The organism is Nocardia miyunensis NBRC 108239, assembly GCF_001613065.1.
In the GTDB taxonomy this organism is placed as follows: Bacteria; Actinomycetota; Actinomycetes; order Mycobacteriales; family Mycobacteriaceae; genus Nocardia; species Nocardia miyunensis.
In genome coordinates this window covers 1-17,860 of sequence record NZ_BDBQ01000082.1, presented here as the reverse complement: position 1 = coordinate 17,860, position 17,860 = coordinate 1, and the positions used below count along the sequence as shown (strand labels likewise).

General features: G+C 67.7%; 17 protein-coding genes. 13 read left to right on the top strand and 4 right to left on the bottom strand.

Annotated features, from left to right (window positions below; translation table 11 throughout):
• Window positions 1-3 precede the first annotated feature (3 nt).
• From NM2_RS32865 to NM2_RS32835, 7 genes are read left to right on the top strand one after another with little or no spacing between them, the layout of a single operon-like run.
• Window positions 4-261 carry an acyl carrier protein gene (locus tag NM2_RS32865; RefSeq protein ID WP_067677084.1) on the top strand — a complete coding sequence of 86 codons (258 nt, stop codon included), beginning with the start codon at window positions 4-6 and terminating at the stop codon, window positions 259-261.
• A 2-nt stretch (window positions 262-263) separates the two neighbouring features.
• Window positions 264-1,166: an SAM-dependent methyltransferase gene (locus NM2_RS32860; RefSeq protein ID WP_067677083.1), complete on the top strand. Its 903-nt coding sequence runs from the start codon at window positions 264-266 to the stop codon at window positions 1,164-1,166.
• Entirely contained in the window at window positions 1,163-2,398 is a 1,236-nt protein-coding gene (locus tag NM2_RS32855) for a cytochrome P450 (protein WP_067677081.1), read from the top strand. Before NM2_RS32860 ends, NM2_RS32855 begins: the two co-directional genes overlap by 4 nt.
• Complete coding sequence (locus NM2_RS32850; RefSeq protein WP_067677079.1) at window positions 2,395-4,137, top strand: fatty acyl-AMP ligase; 1,743 nt, start codon at window positions 2,395-2,397, stop codon at window positions 4,135-4,137. The genes NM2_RS32855 and NM2_RS32850 overlap by 4 nt, the downstream gene beginning before the upstream one ends.
• Before the next feature lie 3 nt (window positions 4,138-4,140).
• Complete coding sequence (locus NM2_RS32845; protein WP_245718324.1) at window positions 4,141-4,587, top strand: PaaI family thioesterase; 447 nt, start codon at window positions 4,141-4,143, stop codon at window positions 4,585-4,587.
• 12 nt (window positions 4,588-4,599) lie between these two features.
• A complete protein-coding gene (locus NM2_RS32840; RefSeq protein ID WP_067677077.1) occupies window positions 4,600-5,808 on the top strand; it encodes a cytochrome P450 in 1,209 nt (402 codons plus the stop codon).
• Window positions 5,809-5,842: 34 nt separating this feature from the next.
• On the top strand, window positions 5,843-6,715 hold the full coding sequence (locus NM2_RS32835) for an alpha/beta fold hydrolase (RefSeq protein WP_067677075.1): 873 nt from the start codon (window positions 5,843-5,845) through the stop codon (window positions 6,713-6,715).
• Between the two features lie 186 nt (window positions 6,716-6,901).
• Here NM2_RS32835 and NM2_RS32830 read toward each other — a convergent pair whose 3' ends face one another.
• The gene (locus NM2_RS32830) at window positions 6,902-7,450 is read right to left on the bottom strand and encodes a DinB family protein (RefSeq protein WP_067677073.1); all 549 of its coding nucleotides are present in this window, start codon (window positions 7,448-7,450) and stop codon (window positions 6,902-6,904) included.
• A gap of 94 nt (window positions 7,451-7,544) precedes the next feature.
• Here NM2_RS32830 and NM2_RS32825 point away from each other — a divergent pair, with 94 nt between their 5' ends.
• The 4 genes from NM2_RS32825 to NM2_RS32810 all read left to right on the top strand — a co-directional run bounded on the left by NM2_RS32825 (window position 7,545) and on the right by NM2_RS32810 (window position 13,002).
• Complete coding sequence (locus NM2_RS32825) at window positions 7,545-8,510, top strand: helix-turn-helix transcriptional regulator (protein WP_067677071.1); 966 nt, start codon at window positions 7,545-7,547, stop codon at window positions 8,508-8,510.
• A 170-nt stretch (window positions 8,511-8,680) separates the two neighbouring features.
• A complete protein-coding gene (locus NM2_RS32820) occupies window positions 8,681-10,627 on the top strand; it encodes an AfsR/SARP family transcriptional regulator (RefSeq protein WP_067677069.1) in 1,947 nt (648 codons plus the stop codon).
• 210 nt (window positions 10,628-10,837) lie between these two features.
• Window positions 10,838-12,001, top strand: a complete 1,164-nt coding sequence (locus NM2_RS32815) for a BTAD domain-containing putative transcriptional regulator (protein ID WP_067677067.1) — start codon at window positions 10,838-10,840, stop codon at window positions 11,999-12,001.
• Window positions 11,995-13,002 (top strand): serine/threonine-protein kinase, encoded by a 1,008-nt coding sequence (locus NM2_RS32810; RefSeq protein ID WP_067677065.1) that lies wholly within the window; start codon window positions 11,995-11,997, stop codon window positions 13,000-13,002. The genes NM2_RS32815 and NM2_RS32810 overlap by 7 nt, the downstream gene beginning before the upstream one ends.
• Before the next feature lie 15 nt (window positions 13,003-13,017).
• On the opposite strand, the gene NM2_RS32805 is transcribed toward NM2_RS32810, so the two are convergent.
• Entirely contained in the window at window positions 13,018-13,434 is a 417-nt protein-coding gene (locus tag NM2_RS32805; RefSeq protein ID WP_067677063.1) for a hypothetical protein, read from the bottom strand.
• Window positions 13,435-13,713: 279 nt separating this feature from the next.
• Between NM2_RS32805 and NM2_RS32800 the strand changes: the two genes are divergently transcribed.
• The gene (locus tag NM2_RS32800; protein WP_067677061.1) at window positions 13,714-15,261 is read left to right on the top strand and encodes a serine/threonine-protein kinase; all 1,548 of its coding nucleotides are present in this window, start codon (window positions 13,714-13,716) and stop codon (window positions 15,259-15,261) included.
• 4 nt (window positions 15,262-15,265) lie between these two features.
• On the opposite strand, the gene NM2_RS32795 is transcribed toward NM2_RS32800, so the two are convergent.
• Together NM2_RS32795 and NM2_RS32790 are read right to left on the bottom strand one after the other, a co-directional pair.
• Entirely contained in the window at window positions 15,266-16,063 is a 798-nt protein-coding gene (locus tag NM2_RS32795) for a GTP pyrophosphokinase (protein ID WP_369690348.1), read from the bottom strand.
• Window positions 16,064-16,166: 103 nt separating this feature from the next.
• Window positions 16,167-17,465: a condensation domain-containing protein gene (locus NM2_RS32790; protein ID WP_067677059.1), complete on the bottom strand. Its 1,299-nt coding sequence runs from the start codon at window positions 17,463-17,465 to the stop codon at window positions 16,167-16,169.
• An 80-nt stretch (window positions 17,466-17,545) separates the two neighbouring features.
• Here NM2_RS32790 and NM2_RS32785 point away from each other — a divergent pair, with 80 nt between their 5' ends.
• The gene (locus NM2_RS32785; protein ID WP_067677057.1) at window positions 17,546-17,800 is read left to right on the top strand and encodes an acyl carrier protein; all 255 of its coding nucleotides are present in this window, start codon (window positions 17,546-17,548) and stop codon (window positions 17,798-17,800) included.
• Window positions 17,801-17,860 lie beyond the last annotated feature (60 nt).

The window sequence follows — 17,860 nt, the reverse complement described above, 5'->3', positions numbered from 1 at the left end:
ATCGTGGATACCAGTAAGGACGCCATCGTCGCCTGGTGCCAGGAGTACCTGGCCGATCTGCTCGAGGTGCCCGCCCGGAGCATCGACCCGACCGCCGACTTCGACCGGCTGGGCGTCGACTCGGCACTGGCCGTCGCGCTGCTGATCGAGGTCGAGGATCGCTACGGCATCGACCTGTCGCCCGAGGACCTCTACGAGCACCCCAACCTCGACGCCGTCGCCACCTATCTGCACGAGCAGAGCACACCGAGCGTGGCCTGACCATGGTCGCACCGACCGGCACCGACCGGGACGCCGCCGCGGCGGCCGCGATCCGGCACCACTACGACGTCGGCAACGACTTCTACCGGCTCTGGCTGGATCCCACGCTCAGCTACTCCTGCGCGCTGCGCGAGCATCCCGACGACACCCTCGAGACCGCGCAGCAGCGCAAACTCCGGTACCACCTCGACGCGGTCGACGCCGACCGGGCCCAGGCCGTACTCGATATCGGGTGCGGCTGGGGAGCGATCCTGCGCGAGGCGTCGCAACGGTATCGGGTACCCCGCTCGGTCGGTCTCACGCTGAGCCCAGAACAGGCGGATCACGTTCGCGCGCAGGGTCTTCCGGGTGTCGAGGTGCGCACCGAGAACTGGCTGCACTACCAGCCGGACACTCGTTTCGACGGGATCATCTCGATCGGGGCCTTCGAGCACTTCGCCCGTCCGGACGACTCGAGTGCCGCGAAGATCCGGATCTACCGGGACTTCTTCACCCGCTGCCGGGACTGGCTGACCGATTCCGGGACGTTGTCGTTGCAGACCATCGCCTACGGCAACATGTCTCGCGAGCAGGCCAGCGGTTTCATTCAGCAGGAGATCTTCCCGGACGCCGATCTGCCGACACCGGCGGAGATCACCGCTGCCGCCGAGGGCATATTCGAGATCCGATCGATGACCAGCGAGCGTCTCGACTACGCCTGGACCTGCGCGCAGTGGGCCGCGCGATTGCGGGAGAACCGCACGCGCGCAACGGAACTGGTCGGCATCGAGACCGTGGATCGGTATCGGCGCTATCTGGCGCAGTCGGCGCTGGGCTTCCGGATGGGCAAGATCGGGCTGTACCGGATTGTGCTGCGACCCTATTCGGGGAAGTATTTCGCCGATCGCGCGGGGCGGCCGGAATGACCGTCTCGTCCGGCCGGGTCCGGTTCAATCCCTTCGGGGCCGAGTTCCGCCGCGACCCGTATCCGATGTATCGCCAACTGCGCGAGACGCATCCGGTGCACCGGACGCTGGGAATGTGGGTGCTGACCAGGCACGCCGACGTGCGCGCGGTGCTGCACGACCGGACGTTCAGCGCGGGCCTGATCCCGCGGCTGGTGGACGAGCAGGCCGCGCGGCTGGGACAGGACGGGGTGGACCGGATCGGGCGGTTGGGCCGCAAATCCCTGGTCTTCACCGACAATCCGGACCATGCGCGGCTGCGCGGACTGGTCAACCGGGTGTTCACCGGCCGCGCGGTGGCCGAACTGCGGCCCCTGGTCGGCGCGGTCACCGCACGCCTGATGGAACCGGCCTGGGCCGGCGGACAGCTGGACGTGATCGCGGATCTTGCCGCGCCGCTGCCGATCACGGTGTTGTGCGAGTGGATGGCGCTGCCGCCGGAACTGCGTGCGCAGGTCGGGTCCTGGACGCACGACATCCGGTTCCTGCTGGAGCCGGGCATGATGAAAGCGGCCGACTTCGCCCGGGTGCGCGAGGTGGTGGAGTTGTTCGCCGCCGCGCTGTCGGAGGTGATCGCCGAGCGTCGGCTGCGTCCCGGCGACGACCTGATCAGCCGACTGCTCGACGCCGGTACCGCGGGCGGTGACCGGCTCGGCGACGAGGAGCTGATCTTCGTCTGCATCATGTGCTTCGTCGCCGGTAACGAGACCACGAAATCGCTGATCGGCAACGGCGTGCTCGCCCTGCTGCGGCATCCCGATCAGGACGCGCTGCTGCGGTCGCACCCGGATCTGGTGGATGCCGCGGTCACCGAGGCGTTGCGCTACGACTGCCCCTTACAGCTGACCAAACGGCTGGCCACACGCGACGTCGAGATCGGCGGACAGCCGCTGCACGCGGGTGATCAGGTGCTGGTATGCCTGGGCGCGGCCAACCGAGATCCCGAATCATTCGAACGCCCTGACGAATTCGACCTCACCCGCGATGCGACGGGCCATCTGGCATTCGGCCACGGCATGCACGGTTGCCTGGGCGGTCTGCTGGCCGAACTACAGGCGCGGGTGGTGTTCGAATTCCTGTACCGGCATTCGGCGAGCATGACCCTGCTGACGGACGAATTGCTTTGGCAGGAAGACAGTTTCATCCTGCGCGGGCTGACCGAGCTGCCGGTGACGGTGCGGAGGGCATCGTGAGCGCCGACCGTGAGCTGCTCCCCGACATCCTGGCGCGTCGCGCCGCGGCGGAGCCCGACCGCACCGCCTATGTATTCCTGGACGAGAACGGTACGGAGAGTACCGTTCTGAGCTACCGGGTGCTGCATCGCCGCGCGCTCGCGGTGGCCGCCGAACTTGTCGCGAGCTGCGCACCCGGTGATCGCGCACTACTGATCTTCCCGAACTGTCCCGAATTCCTCGTCGCCTACTTCGGCTGCCTGTACGCGGGAATCGTTGCGGTGCCGCTGAATCCGCCGCGTCACACCGGAATTCCGGAGGCGACCCGATCCATCGTGCGGGACTGCCGACCGGCCGCGGTGCTCGCCCTCGGGGCCGGAGTCGAACTGCTGCGCGCACTGCCGGAGCCGTGGTGTCCGGCGGAGCACTGGATCGGGGTGGACCTGCTGCCGGGCATCGACAGCGGTCCGGTCGTTGCGGCGCAACCGGATTCGACGGCGTTCCTGCAATACACCTCCGGATCGACCGCCGCGCCCAAGGGCGTCATGGTCACGCATCGCAATCTGGTCGCCAACGAGGAGATGATCCGGCGCTCCTTCGGGCACGACCGCGATTCCACGCTGGTCGGCTGGGCCCCGTTCTTCCACGATCAGGGCCTGATCGGCAATGCGCTGCAACCGCTGTACGTGGGGGCGACCGGTGTGCAGATGGCGCCGGCCACGTTCATCCGTCGCCCGCTGCTGTGGCTCTCGGCGATCTCCCGGTATCGCGGACATACCAGCGGCGGACCGAATTTCGCCTTCGACGCCTGCGTCGCGCGCCTGGCGGCGGGGGCCGAACCGGAACCCGGCCTGGATCTGAGCAGCTGGCAGGTCGCCTTCAACGGGGCCGAGCCGATCCGCGCGGATACCCTGAGCCGATTCGCGGAAGCCTTCGCCCCGTACGGATTTCGAGCCCAGGCCCTGTATCCCTGCTATGGGCTGGCGGAGGCCACCCTGCTGGCCGCCGGGAGTGTGAAGGGGGCCGGAGCGCACACCATCGAGGTCGATCCCGACGCTCTGGCGCAACGGCGCTACGCTCCGGCGCGGGACCGCTCCCGCACACTGGTCGCCTCGGGTCGGCCGCCGCGCGGCGAGGTGCTGCGCATCGTGGATCCGGAGACCGGACGGATCTGCCCGCCGGATCGAGTGGGCGAGATCTGGTTGTCCGGAGACCATGTCGCACAAGGCTATTGGGAGCACGACCTGGCTACCGCCGAAACCTTCCACGCCCGTTGCGCCGATGATCCCGGACGCGAGTTCCTGCGCACCGGAGATCTCGGGCTGGTGCTGGAGGACGAGCTGTACGTGGTGGGGCGGCGCAAGGACATCGTGATCATTCGCGGGCGCAACATCTATCCGCAGGACATCGAACTCACCGTGCAGGCCGCGCACCCCGCCCTGCGGACCGGCGGATGCGCCGCCTTCGCGGTGCCCGGCGCCGAGACCGATCGGCTGGTGGTGGTGCAGGAGATGCGGCGTGAGCACATCGACACCGCCGATGCCGCCGATGTGCTCGGCGCGATCCGGGCAGCGGTCCTGCGCGAACACGAGCTGTCCCTCGGCGATCTGCTGCTGACGCTGCCGAGCCGGTTGCCCAAGACCAGCAGTGGGAAGATCATGCGCGCGGCGGCGCGCAGGCACTATCTGGCGGCCGAATTCGAGACCTGGCCGCAGCAGCCCTCGCCGCGGCAAGCCACCGAACCGCAGCGGAGGAGCTGACGCGTGCAGACCTGGGAAGCGACCAATCCGGACTTCGCGCGGACGGTGCGAGAGGCGGTGCTCAGCATGCCCGCCGCCCGGCATCTGGGATTCGGCTTCGGCGCGATCACGCCGGGGCACGTCGAGATCGTGCAACCGCATCGCCCGGAACTGACCCAGCACAACGGATTCCTGCAGGGCGGGGTGCTCGGTTCGCTCGCGGATTTCGCGGCCGGTTCGGCGGCCGGGACGCTGCTCCAGCCGGGCTGGGTGAACATGACCATCGACTACACCGTGAAGATCCTCGCACCGGCCAAGGGCGCGACGGTGCTGGCTCGCGGCCGGGTGGTCAATCCCGGCGCACTGCTGACGGTCGCGGCGGCGGATGTCTTCTCCGTCGATCCGGGGGGCGAAATCCTCTGTGCCACAGCACTGGTCACCATGCGCAACGTGAAACTGGCCAAATCCTGAACGGGAGCCGCCATGACCGAGACATTCGTATTCGATCCGTTCGCCGCGGACTTCGGCGCCGACCCCTATCCGCACTACGCCCGGCTGCGCGACGAGGCCCCCGCGCACGAACATCCGCTCGGTTTCTGGCTGGTGTCGAGATACGCGGATGTGACTGCGCTGCAACGTTCCTCGATCCAGTCGGTGGACGAACGGCATCTGACCCGACTGCCCGCCTGGAAGAGCGACAGTGCCCGGCTCGGCAGGGGGAACCGCATCATGGGCGGGCTGTCGATGCTGGATCAGGATCCGCCCGATCACACGCGGCTGCGGCGGTTGGTCTCGAAGGCGTTCACGCCCCGGGCCGTTGATGTCCTGCAACCGCGGGTGCACGCACACGTGGACGAGGCCCTGGACCGGATCGCGGCGGCCGGGCGGGCGGATATCGTTGCGGAACTGGCATTTCCGCTGCCGTTCACGATCATCTCCGAGATGCTGGGCATCCCGGTGCTGGAGAGCACCCGCCTGCGCGAACTGACCGCCGTCCTGGTGCTCGCCCTCGAACCACTCGCGGATCCGGCCCTGCAGACCAGGATCCGGGCGGCCGACGCGGAACTGCGCACGATGGTGGCCGATCTGGTCCGCTGGAAACGCGACAATCCCGGTGACGACCTGCTCACCCGGCTCATCGCCGCCGAGCACGAGGGCGATGTGCTCTGCGAGGAGGAACTGGTGGCGCAGATCATGCTGCTCTACATCGCCGGGCACGAGACGACGGTGAACCACCTCGCCACCGGCATCCTGGCCCTGCTGCGCAACCCCGGCCAGGCGCGGCTGCTGCGCGAGGAGCCGGAGCTGGCCGGTAACGCGGTGGAGGAACTGCTGCGCTACGACACCCCGGTACATCTCATGCGGCGGGTGACCGTGACGCCGGTTCGCGTGTGCGACAACGAGATTCCGGCAGGCTCCTGGGTGGTGGCCGGTCTGGCGGCGGCCAATCGCGATCCCGGGTTCTGGGGCGCGGACGCGGACCGGCTCCGGCTGGACCGGCCCGACGCCGCCCGCAACGTGACCTTCGGCGCGGGCATCCACCGCTGTCTCGGCGCCGCCCTGGTCCGGACGCAAGCGCGAATCACGTTCCCGCGCTTCGTGTCCCGCTTCCCGTCCGCCGAAGTGGACGAGGTGCGCTGGAACGGCCGGATCAATGTGCGCGGACCGGCGCTGCTGTCGGTGACGGTGTGAGCGCCGCGACATCGCGGCCGGAAACGAGGAGATCATGCCAACCATCGCCATCGACGGCGTGCCCATCGCGTACACCGACACCGGTGTCCCGCCCGGCCGTCCGGACGCCGCCACCATCGTGTTCGGGCACGGATTGCTGTTCGGCGGCTGGATGTTCGGGCCGCAGATCCAGGCCCTGCGCGAGCATTACCGATGCGTGAGCATCGACTGGCGAGGCCAGGGCGGCACCCCCGCCACCCCCGACGGCTACGACATGGACACCCTGGCCGATGACGCGCTGGCGCTGATCCGCGCACTGGACCCGCGTCCGGTGCATTGGGTCGGGTTGTCGATGGGCGGTTTCGTCGGCCTGCGCCTCGCCGCCCGCCATGGCGCGCTGCTGCGCTCGCTGACCCTCCTGGACACCAGTGCCGGCCCCGAAGTACCCGCGAAGATCGGCGAATACAAGCGCCTGGCCCGCGCTCTGCTATGGCTCGGTGTGCGGCCGATCCGCGGATTGATCGCACCGCACCTGTTCGGTCCATCGATACGCGCCGACCGCTCGCGCCGGCCCGTGATCGATGAGTGGGCCGCGCGGCTGTCCCGCTGCGACCGCTCCGGTATCCGCCGCGCCGTCCTCGGCGTGGCCGATCGGGTCTCGGTCGAGAACGAGATATCCGCGATCACGGTCCCCACCCTGGTCGCGGTCGGTGCGGACGACCACGCCACCCCGCCCGACCGCTCCCAGCGCATCGTCGCCCTGATCCCCGGCGCCCGGTATCACCTGATCCCCGACTGCGGCCACACCAGCACACTGGAACAACCCGAGGCAGTGACCGCCATGCTGACTCGATTCCTCGAATCCGTGGATCGAGACGAACCGGAGGCGAACGTTTCTTCCGCCGAATTGCCTTCCGCCGGAGGCTGATTCGATTCAGCGACCGGTGACGGCCAGTCCGGCCTGCGCACCGGTCGCAGTGAACAACCCGATCTGCTCGGCTACCCGTAGGTGGTTCGGATGTCATCACCCGTACCCGGTCGCCGTTGCCGCGTCAGATCGCTCCGAATAGGCTGTCGTGCAAGGGGTTCGAAGGATCTGGCCGGGGTCGTCGCGCTACCCCATGGTCTTGGCGCCGTCGAGGGATTCGCGGAGGATGTCGGCGTGGCCCGCGTGCTGGGCGGTTTCGGCGATGATGTGCAGCAGAACGCGGCGTGCGGAGCGGCCGGCGTCCGACTGGAACCACGGAGCCCGCGGCAAGGGGTGCGAAACGTCGAGGTCGGGCAGTGTGGCCACGAGTTCATCGGTGCGCTCGGCCACCCGGTCGTACTCGGCGAGCAGACCGGCCAGTGTTTCGCCCGGCAACATGCGGAACTCGGCGGCGCGCACGGCGTAATCCTCTTCGGTCCAGTCGATGAAGTCCTTGCCGCCGGTCAGTGCGGCGGGACCGTGCAGGATGAACTCGGCCCAACCGTGCTCGACGGCCGTCACATGCTTGATCAACCCGCCCAGGCACAGTTCGCTCGCCGTGGTGCGCCGCGCCGCCTGCTCGTCGGTGAGTTCGCGGGTCGTGAAGCGCAGGAAGTCGCGGTGGGTCCGCAAGGTTTCGAGCAGTTCGGCACGCTCACCGGTGAGTGTGGTCGAGGCGGGTGCGGTGCTGGTCATGGCGTTCCTCTCATCGTCTTTCGTTGCTGTGTCCCCTACGCTATGAGTAATTAGTGTCAGTTTCTGTCCTGAATCAACCGGAGCCGAGAAAAAGATGGCAGACACCAGTTTGCGGATGCTGCGGCTGCTCTCGTTGTTGCAGACGCACCGCTTCTGGCCGGGCGACGAATTGGCGGATCGGCTGGATGTCTCGATCCGCACCCTGCGTCGCGATATCGACCGGCTGCGGGAGCTCGGCTACCCGGTTCGCGCGCAGCGCGGCGTGGACGGCGGGTACCAGCTCATCGCGGGCGCGGCGTTACCGCCGCTGGTGCTCGAGGACGAGGAAGCCATCGCACTGGCGCTCGGACTGCAATCCGCCGCGCACTCGGCGGTCTCCGGTATCGCCGAATCGTCCGTGCGCGCGTTGACCAAGCTCGTCCAGGTGATGCCGCCGCGGTTGCGCCGCCGGGTCGACGCCGTGCGCGCGATGACCGAATCCACCGAAGAGCCTGTGCCCGAACGGGTTCCGGTCATCGACCCCGACGCGCTGGTCGTCCTGGCCCAGGCATGCCGGGACACCGAACGCCTCGAATTCGACTACCTCGCCGCGGACGGCAAGGCATCGGCCCGCCACGTCGAACCGCTGCGGCTGGTCTCCGCCCGCCGTCGGTGGTATCTGATCTGCTACGACCTGGATCGGCACGACTGGCGCAGCTTCCGGCTCGACCGACTGAGCCACCCCCGGACCACCGGAGCCCGGTTCCGCCCCCGTGAACTCCCGGCCGCGGACGCCGCCACCTTCCTGCGGTCCCGCATCGACAACCTCCCCACGCCCTACCGTGTCGAAGTCCTGTTGCACACCGGCGTCGACACCGCACGTTCGGTGATCGGCCGCTGGGCCGAACTGGAGCCCGTCGCCCCCGACCGCTGCGTGATGCGCATGCAAGTCGATCAACTCGAATGGCCCGCACATGCGCTGGGCATGGTCGGAGCCGATTTCACCGTCCGCTCACCACCCGAACTGTCCGCATTGCTGACCGACTGGAGCGAACGCTTCGCCCGAGCAACAGGCAGCTGACCCGGCCGCCGTATCCGCTCGGTATCGACAGCGCGGCAGGGTCTCGTCGTCGTCCGTGGTGGTGGCCGTTCCGGCGTATCGGTGGCCCGGATGCTGGTAAGTCGTCGGAAAGGGGTCCGGCAAGGGAGTTGCGCGAGCCTCGAACCGTGGCACAGGGAAGTCGGGCAGCGATGAGATTCGAGGTATTGGGGCCCGTTCGCGGCTGGCGCGGGCCGACCGAGCTGGATCTGGGCACGCCCAAGCAGCGGGAGATGCTGGCGGCGCTGCTGCTGGCCGGTGGCCGGCCGCTGAGTATCGATCAGCTGATCGACGCGGTCTGGGGTGTGGACGTGCCGAAGGCTCCGGAACGGTCGTTGTGGGTCTACGCTGCCCGGTTGCGTCGGGCCTTCGGTGACGCCGATGCGCTGATCTCGCTCAATCGCGGTTATCGCCTGGATCTCGCGCCCGGACAACTGGACCTGACGGCATTCGAGGAGGCCGTCGCGAGCGCCGGACAGGCCCGCGCTGCGGGCGATTGTCTTGCGGCCGTGGGGTTGTGGGATCGGGCGCTTTCGCTGTGCCGAGCGCAGCCGCTGCTGGGACTGGGCAGTCCCGGCGTCGTCGCCGCGCGTGCGCGGCTGACCGAACGGCTGCTCGCCGTGCGGGAGGATCGGTTCGAAGCGCTGCTGACCGTCGGCCGGCCCGGCGAGATGATCGACGAGTTGACCGCGCACTGTCATGCCCACCCACTGCGCGAACGTCCGCACGCGCTGCGCATGCTGGCCCTCTACCACTGCGGGCGGCAGTCGGAAGCGCTGGAGGTCTACACCCGGATCCGCCGCCTGCTCGATGACGAACTGGGGGTTGAGCCCGGCCCGGATCTGCATGCGGCACAACGACAGATCCTCCGCGCGGATCTCCCGGGCGCACCGGCACCGGCCCTGCCGGATCGCGCGCAGGTCCGGCGCGGGCCCCAGCCGCCGCCTGCCCAATTGCCCGTCGACGTGGTCGATTTCGTCGGCAGGCACACGCTGGTCGCGGGACTCGAAAGGCATCTGGACGACCGCGCGGACCGCCCGGGGCTGCTGACGATAACAGGTATGGCAGGGATCGGAAAGACCACGCTCGCAGTACATTTGGCGCATCGGGCGCGCGAGAGTCACCCGGACGGGCAGTTGTTCGTCGAGCTCGGCGGTAGTGCCGGCCGTCCGGTCGAACCGGACGCCGTGCTCGGCTCGCTGCTGCGGACGATCGGGGTCGCCGAGGACGAGATTCCGTCGAACGGCGGTGCGCGAGCGGCCTTGTGGCGCAGCCTGCTCGCCGACAAGCGGTTGCTGCTGGTACTGGATGACGCCCTGGACGCCGAGCAGGTCCGGCCGCTGCTGCCCGGCACTGCCACCGCCACCGTGCTCGTCACGAGCCGAGCCGCCATGGTCGGGCTGCTCGGCGCGCGCCTGGTGCCGTTGGCGGCGTTCACACCGGGGGAGTCGCTGGAACTGCTGGGCAGCATGGTGGACGCGCGTCGGCTCGCCGCGGAACCGCCCGCCGCTCGCCGGATCGTCGCGGCCTGCGGACATCTCCCGCTCGCGGTGCGAATCATGGGCGCACGCCTGGCCGCTCGGCCCGGCTGGTCGATGGCCGCGGTCGCACAGCGCCTGGCCGATGAGCGTCGCAGGCTCGGCGAGCTGGTCGTCGGTGACGTGCGGATCGAATCGACTTTCCGGAACAGCTATCGTCAGCTCGCGCCCGAGGCGGCACGGGCGTTCGTGTTGCTGGCGATTCCGGCGGTCACGGAGCTGTCGGCCGCAGCGGCGGCGGAGGTACTCGAGCGGGAACCGCATGTGGCCGAACAGATCTGCGAGCAACTGGTCGATCTCGGGCTGTTGCAGTCGCCTGCGCCGGGCCGCTATCGATACCATGATCTGCTGCGGCTGTTCGCTTTCGAACTGTCGGCCGAGGCGGTCCCCGAGCGCACTCGAGCGTCGTCGCGGCCGCTGGACTCGGCTCGGGTGCACCGCGCGTGCCCGCGTATCGGGGCGGCCGTCGTGCGAAGCGAACCCCTCGGCGCATCGCACAACGGAGTTCGAGCCCGAACGGTCTATCGCAAACGACGGGATGCGGGACCTCCTGTCCCATAACGCAATTCACTGGTGGCCCGCTCGGACCCGCGGCCCGGCCCTCTCACCGGTTCGGTGGAATCCGTTCGGAATCGGTACGTTCCGGTGTCCGCCGCAGTGCTCGTCGCCGGACCACGCTGTCCCGCAACAGGTCATGGGCGGCAGCTCCCGCGGCTTCCTTTCATTGTTTCGACCGCTGTACGATTACGGCGTGGTCGAGGAGGTGCACCGTTGAGCGGGGAGGCTCGGGTCGACCTTCGAGTGCTGGGCCCGGTCGAGCTGCGGCTGGGTGATGCCACCGTTGCGATCGGGGGTCGTAATCCATCGGCCATGCTGGCCCTGCTCATGTTGAATCGCGATCGGGTCGTGCGGTCCGATGAGCTCATCCACCAGATCTGGGGCAGCGACGCGGCGCAGGCTCCGCCGGCACGATTGCACGTGCTGGTCTCGAAACTGCGCAGCCAGTTGCGCGGCCAATCCGTGGACGACGCCGCCGTGATTGCCTCGGACGCGGCAGGCTACCGGCTCGCTCTCGATGACGCCCACTGCGATCTGGGGCGTTTCGAATCGGCCAGGTCCGCTGCCGCCGCCGCATCCGCGGCCGGTGATCATGCCGAGGCCGCGCGGCTGTATCGCGTGGCGCTCGCCGAATGGCGCGGAGCCCCACTGTCGAACCTGCGTGGGTTCGACTTCGCCGACAGCGCGAGCCTGGTCCTGGACGAGGGGCGCTGGAATTGCCTGGAGGCCCGGATCGATGCCGATCTGGCGTGCGGATCGAGTGCGGACCTCATCGGTGAACTCACCGCCCTCACACACGACAGAGCGCTCCGGTTGCGCGAGCCCCTGTGGGCGCAGTTGGCCACCGCGCAGTACCGGCGGGACCGGCAGGCCGACGCGCTGGAAACGCTTCGGCGAGTACGCCGAATCCTCGCCGACGAGCTGGGGGTTTCCCTCGGCCCGGCATTGATCGAACTCGAACGCAAGATCCTCAACCAGGAGCCGGTGAGCCCGCGACCGCAGCCACCGGCCGACCCGCTTCGGGTGGCGCCCACCGTGGCCCGCGATCCGCAGCGGCTCACCGGACGACTCCGGCTCGATGACGGCCGGCTCGTCGACATCGGCCCGACCAGCCTGAAGATCGGACGCATGGCCGACAACGATCTCGCGCTCGACGACGTCGAGGTCAGCCGTTACCACGCCAAAATCTCGCAGAACCCGGTCGGACTCGTCATCCGTGATCTCGATTCCACGAACGGCGTCGCCGTCAACGGCGAGCGCATCGATCAGGCCAGGGTGCTCGAGGACGCGGACACCATCCAGATCGGCTCCACGACAATGAGTTTCACGAGGATCGAAGAGCGTTCGGCCGGAAAGCCGGGAACACCGGGATGCTGACCGATCTGCGGCCCGACGCGGTATTCGCCGGGTACACCATCGAACGCCGTCTCGGCGCCGGTGGCTGGGGGACGGTGTACCTGGCGAAGGATCCGCTGCTGCCTCGATTCGTGGCACTCAAGCTGCTGACCCACAATGCCGGCGGCGAGGAGTCGCGTCAGCGATTCATCCGGGAAGGCGACCTGGCTTCCCGCCTGGTGCATCCCAACATCGTCACCATTCACGACCGCGGCGTCGAGGACGGTGTCATGTGGATATCCATGCAGTACGTCCCGGGCACCGACGCATCCGCGGTGATCGTCCCGCTGGTCGTCGAGCGGGCGACCTGGATCGGCGCCGAGATCGCCGCCGCCCTGGACTACGCACACGACGAGGGCATCCTGCACCGCGACGTCAAACCCTCCAATATCCTGCTCGCTCCCGGACACGGAGGTCCCGAGCAAGTGGTGCTCACCGATTTCGGTGTCGCCCGGCTGTATCAGGACACCGCGCACCTCACCAAGACCGGAGCCGTCATCGGCACCGGAGCCTTCGTCTCGCCCGAGCAGGTGTCCGGGGCGCCGATCGGCCATCGCTCGGATCAATACTCGTTGGCCTGCACACTGTTTCAGTTGTTGACCGGCCATCAGGTATTCCCGATGCGGGACGCCCTGGCGCTGATGGCCGCGCACGTGCAGCAACCACCTCGAACCATCAGCGACGTCCGTCCGGATCTGGGCGCGCTCGATCCGGTGTTCGCCAGAGCGCTCTCGAAACAGCCGCACGATCGATTCGACAGTTGTACCGAATTCGTCGCAGCGATCGAACGGGCGCTGCACACGGCGGGATCGGACAGTGTTCCGCCGACCGGCCCGCGGCCGCGCATCCGATCGGAACTCACCTCGACCACCCTGCCGCAGACGCGGGATACTCGGGCGAGCGGGCCGACCGATATGCCGACGATGCCGTCCACTTCTTCCGATCGGACGCGGCACCCCGGCCACCGGGCAGGCGGCGGGTGACCGGGTACGGCGGGATCAGGCGAACATATCGGGGCTCAGGTAGACGTCGACCTTCTTGCCGCCCCAGTCCACTCGCATCTCCGCCTTGTAGTCGTGTCCGGGAGCCGGGTTGGCCAGGCCGCCGGGACGGTAGTCCTGCGGACCGGTCGCGGCCGGGAAATCGGTCGTGAAAACCCTTACGCCGCCGGGTTTCTCGGTGTAATCCCACAGCCACAGGTGAATCGTGCCGGTGGCGCCGTTGGCGAAATCGGTGTGCCCGGTGTAGTCGACGGTGCCGCCGTTCCTGCTGATGCACACGTAGGCGTAACCGGGCCCACCGCAGCCGCCATTGTCGGCGGCCGACGCCGTGCCCGTCGAGACCGCAACCGTCGCCGCTGCCACCGCGAGCCCGCTGCACAGCACCCCCGCGCGGCCGATCGTGGACTTCATCATGTGTTTCTCCTCCCGAAAACCTGTTGCTCCGAACAGGTCTGGACTTCCCACCGGGTTGATGGTGGGTCGGTGTCCATCCTGTCCGGGTGTGTTTCACGTCGGTTCAACGTCGGTTCAACGCGGCACCGAACGAGCGCGGAGTCCGGCGAAACTCGTTCGTCGTCAATCGAGTTCGACGAACCGTCGGACGCGCTGCCGACCGGCCTGCGGTAGGGTCGGCGCAGGCGTCGAGGCCGGTCGGATGTGGACAGGGGCGCCCGAGATGACCGGAAGGGAACGATGATCGAGCTCGAGGCCGGTGAGTCGTTCGCCGGCTACATCATCGACCGCGAACTCGGTGCGGGCGGTTGGGGCATCGTCTATCTGGCGCAGGACCCCAGGTTGCCCAGGGCGGTGGCACTGAAACTGCTCGATCCGACCAAGGCCGATCCGGAGGCTCGGCAGCGGTTCGAACACGAAGCCGATTTCACCGCCCGGCTGGACCATCCGAATATCGTGACCATCTTCGATCGCGGGATTACCAGCGATATCCACTGGATCGCAATGCAATTCGTGCACGGGACCGATGCCGGCGCGATCACCGACGCCGATCCCGACCGGGTGCTCCGGATCGGCACGCAGATCGCGGATGCCCTCGACTACGCGCATCAGGCCGGAGTGCTGCACCGGGATGTGAAGCCCTCGAATTTTCTCATCACCGTCCCCGAGCCGGGCCGCCCGGAACGGGTGCTGCTGACCGATTTCGGTGTCGCCCGGCTGCGCGACGCGACCACCGGTCTGACCAGAACCGGTTCGATGACCGGGACGGTCGCCTATATCTCGCCGGAACAGGTCTCCGGCGGGGCCGTCGATCACCGGTCCGACCAGTACTCCCTGGCATGCAGTCTGTTCGTATTGCTGACCGGGCAGCCGCCGTTCCCGGTGACCGGTCCGATCGCCCTGGCCTACGCGCACGTGCACACACCGCCGCTGCTGCCGGGGGATCTACTGCCGGAGCTGGCGGCGCTGGATCCCGTGTTCGCCAGGGCGCTGGCCAAGGAACCGGCGGATCGCTTCCCGAGTTGTGGCGAGTTCATCGCCGCGGTGCAGCGGGCCCGACCGGTGGAAAGCGATGTCCCAGCCGTACCGGAAGCGTCGAAAAGCCGAACACCCCAGCGTAGTTCACGAGGTATTCGAGTTTCGGCGCGCCGCGCGCTGCCGGTGGCCGCCGGGGCCGTGGTGGTGATTCTCGCGGTGGTCGCCTACCTGGTCCTGGGGACCGATCTGTTCGATGCCTCGCGCGAAACCGATGCGGCCGCCCCGGTCCCGCCGCCCGGCACCGCATCGGGATGGGACACCCGGCACGCCCCCGCCGCGGTGGCATTCCCCGGACTCATCGGCGGTATGAACGCCAATACCGGCTGGCACGGGACGACCTGCACACAGAACGACCCGGGCTCCACGGAACAGCCGCCCGACCACGACTACGCCCGCATCTCATGTCTGGTCCCGATGGGGGACCAGAGCGTCAACCCGCTGAAGGTCGATGTCATGGACCGCGCCGGATCGGCGCACGCGGCTCTCGGTCTCGATGCACTGGTCTCGAAGTTCTTCGATCTCGGGCTGTGCGAGCGGCGTTCCCAGACTCTGCCCCATCCGGAGCAGGCCCAACCTGCCCTGGTCGTCACCTGCGCCGGCACCGATTACAGCCGTGACATCAACCATCCCCCGGTATGGACGTTCTTCCCGGACCCCGCCTACTCCCGGTTCGTGGTGGTGATGACCTGGTCCGGACACACCATCGATCAGATACTCCAACAGTGGCGACAGCTTCCGCTGGGAAGCTAGCCACTCACCGCGGCCGGGGCCGGCTTATCCGCGGGCCGGGCGGGGTGTCGGCGGGGTCCGCGGTGAGGCCGTACAGCTTGCTGAGGTCGAGTGAGTCGAGCGGGCTGTGCTGGGTGTCCGCGGTGCGGTCGACCTGGCTGTGCAGGGCTTCCATCTTCTCGTCCAGCTGGGCGGCGACCTCGGCGGCCTGGGCCAGGTCGCTCTGCAGGTTCGAGGGGACCTCGCCGCTGTACTTGTAGTAGATCTTGTGCTCGAGGCTCGCCCAGAAGTCCATCGCGATGGTGCGGATCTGGATTTCGACCGGCATGCGGTCGGTGCGGTTGGAGCGGAACACCGGGATCGAGACGATCAGGTGCAGACTCTGGTAGCCGTTCGGTTTGCGGTGGGTGATGTAGTCGCGCTCCTCGAGGAGCGTGATGTCTTCCTGCCCGACCAGCATGTCCCGGATCAGGGCGATATCGGAGATGAAGCTGCAGACCACCCGGACCCCGGCGATATCGAGCACGTTCTCCCGGATGGAGGCCAGGTTCATCGGATAGTTCTTGCGCTGAACCTTCTCCAGCACGCTCTCGGGTGACTTGAGCCGCGATCCCACGTGCTCGATGGGGTTGTACTCGTGCGTGTTGTTGAAGTCCTCGCGCAAGATATTGATCTTGGTCGTGATCTCGTCGATGGCGAATTTGTAGCCGAGCATGAAGTCGAAGAACTGCTCGCGGAGCGCGCGGACGTCGTCGATGGAGACCCGGTCCTGGTTGCCGGGGGAGTGGTCGTGGGCGCCGGGGGTCGGCTGCAAGGCTCTCACCCGGTTCATTGTGCCCGCTGTGCCACGAGGAGGTTGCCGCGCCGACCGCCGCATATCCGTCGCGGCTGCTCACGTTCTCGCGGGGTCTGGTATCAGTGCGTTCTCATCCAGCGCTTTCGAGCCGGGCCACCGCTTTGTCGGTGAGCAATCGCACGTCTTCCTCGTTCATCGCGATTGCCGTGTACACGACGTCGAGGTCGAGGCCACCGAGCCGCTCGTTGGCGATCACGAACAGCGACGAGCCGAACACGTCGAGTGAAACCGCCCTGGTGATGTCCTCGAGTGTGTAGGCGCCGTAGCCGGTTCGGAGGCCGGACTCGTCTGCCGTGGTGACCGCGAGTCCATCGAGGCGTCGTCTGTTCCGGAGCGTTGGCACGGCTTCGTGCCGATACACCTCCCAATCGGGAAACTTCAGGATCGAGGCGGATTCCGGGTCCTTGGCCAGCGTGGCGATCATCTTGAACGAGGCGTCGCGGGCGGTTGCCCAGAAGTCGTCGGTTACGGAGTGCTCGGTGCGCACGATGTCGGCGTAGCAGCCGTAGGTCTCCTGCGGCAGCGAGAGGGTACTGAGGCGGCGGAGGTCGACCGTGGTCAACACGGTCATGACGTCGAGCCCGTACTGCTCGTGTATCGCGAGCAGGAAGGCGGCCGTCAGCGCACCGTGCAGTGTCGTTCGGTTGGTTTTGACGGCATCCGCGAGTGTTGCCGTCACGGTGGGCTCGAGGTGACGCGCCAGTACTCGCGTTTCCTTCTTCGGATTGCGTATCTTCTGCTTCGGCAGCCGAATGGCCGGCTTATAGGCGGTCCTGTTTCCAGCGCCGGTCTTCTTGCCGCTGCCGGATTTATCGGGCAGACCGGCCTCGATCGGCGGGGGCAGGGCCGTGTCGATCGGCGGTTTCAGTTCCGCCGTGGCCGGGTCGGCGAGGAATTCCAGAAGCTGGCGAGCGAACATGTTGGCGGACCGGGCGTCGAGCGTCGCGTGATCGGCGCAGATGAGGATGTGATTGAGGTGGGCGTCGGGCGACTGCCGCACCAGCGTCGTCCGCAGGCGCGGATGGTTGCCCTTCCGGATCGGTGCGCGCATGTCGTCGGCGAGAACCTTGCGCCAGGCGTCCGGGTCGGCGTCGTCGAGCACCGTCAACGGGATCTGTGTGGTGCCCTCGGTGTCGAACCAGCGCCGGCGATAGGCGAAGGGCGGCAGCGGTCGCCAGATGATCTTGCCGTAGCGGATATGCGCGCGAAGAATGGTGTGCTGGGCCTGTAGCCAGTCGAGCGCGCGCCGCACCAGCGCCGGATCGAGGTGGCCGCGCACATGCAGCACCTGCATGGTGATCAGCCCTCGACGGACATGCAAATGGTTGAGCAGTTGTTCCCGTTCGCCCAGCGGACGCGTTTCGCCCACGTCGTCCTCCCGTGTTGTCGAATTTCATTTCAGGTCGCGATGAAATTGGCTGATATGCTGACTGCACAAGGGGCCGAACCATGAACGATATCGAACAACCGATAATCGAGTATATCTCCGCTATGGTGGCTGAAATCGGCGGAGGGCCGGTCGATCGCGGGACCGCTCTGCTGGAGATCGGCCTGCTGGATTCGATCAGTCTGGTGAAACTGGTGCATTTCCTCGAGGAGCGATTCGAGGTCAGCATCCCCGACACGGAGATACGGGCGGACCTGTTTGAATCGCCCGCGCATCTGGCAGCCTACGTTTCGCAGCGAGCGGCTCGGTTGGTCTAGAGTTCGCGCAGCCGCGCGCAGCACCTTGCCCGCCGCGCTCCGCGGCAGCGCGTCGACGAG

Coding starts and splice junctions, on each gene's coding strand:
- NM2_RS32860 (WP_067677083.1), top strand. CDS start 264: ATGGTCGCACCGACCGGCACCGACCGGGACGCCGCCGCGGCGGCCGCG.
- NM2_RS32855 (WP_067677081.1), top strand. CDS start 1,163: ATGACCGTCTCGTCCGGCCGGGTCCGGTTCAATCCCTTCGGGGCCGAG.
- NM2_RS32840 (WP_067677077.1), top strand. CDS start 4,600: ATGACCGAGACATTCGTATTCGATCCGTTCGCCGCGGACTTCGGCGCC.
- NM2_RS32835 (WP_067677075.1), top strand. CDS start 5,843: ATGCCAACCATCGCCATCGACGGCGTGCCCATCGCGTACACCGACACC.
- NM2_RS32830 (WP_067677073.1), bottom strand. CDS start 7,450: ATGACCAGCACCGCACCCGCCTCGACCACACTCACCGGTGAGCGTGCC.
- NM2_RS32825 (WP_067677071.1), top strand. CDS start 7,545: ATGGCAGACACCAGTTTGCGGATGCTGCGGCTGCTCTCGTTGTTGCAG.
- NM2_RS32820 (WP_067677069.1), top strand. CDS start 8,681: ATGAGATTCGAGGTATTGGGGCCCGTTCGCGGCTGGCGCGGGCCGACC.
- NM2_RS32810 (WP_067677065.1), top strand. CDS start 11,995: ATGCTGACCGATCTGCGGCCCGACGCGGTATTCGCCGGGTACACCATC.
- NM2_RS32805 (WP_067677063.1), bottom strand. CDS start 13,434: ATGATGAAGTCCACGATCGGCCGCGCGGGGGTGCTGTGCAGCGGGCTC.
- NM2_RS32800 (WP_067677061.1), top strand. CDS start 13,714: ATGATCGAGCTCGAGGCCGGTGAGTCGTTCGCCGGCTACATCATCGAC.
- NM2_RS32785 (WP_067677057.1), top strand. CDS start 17,546: ATGAACGATATCGAACAACCGATAATCGAGTATATCTCCGCTATGGTG.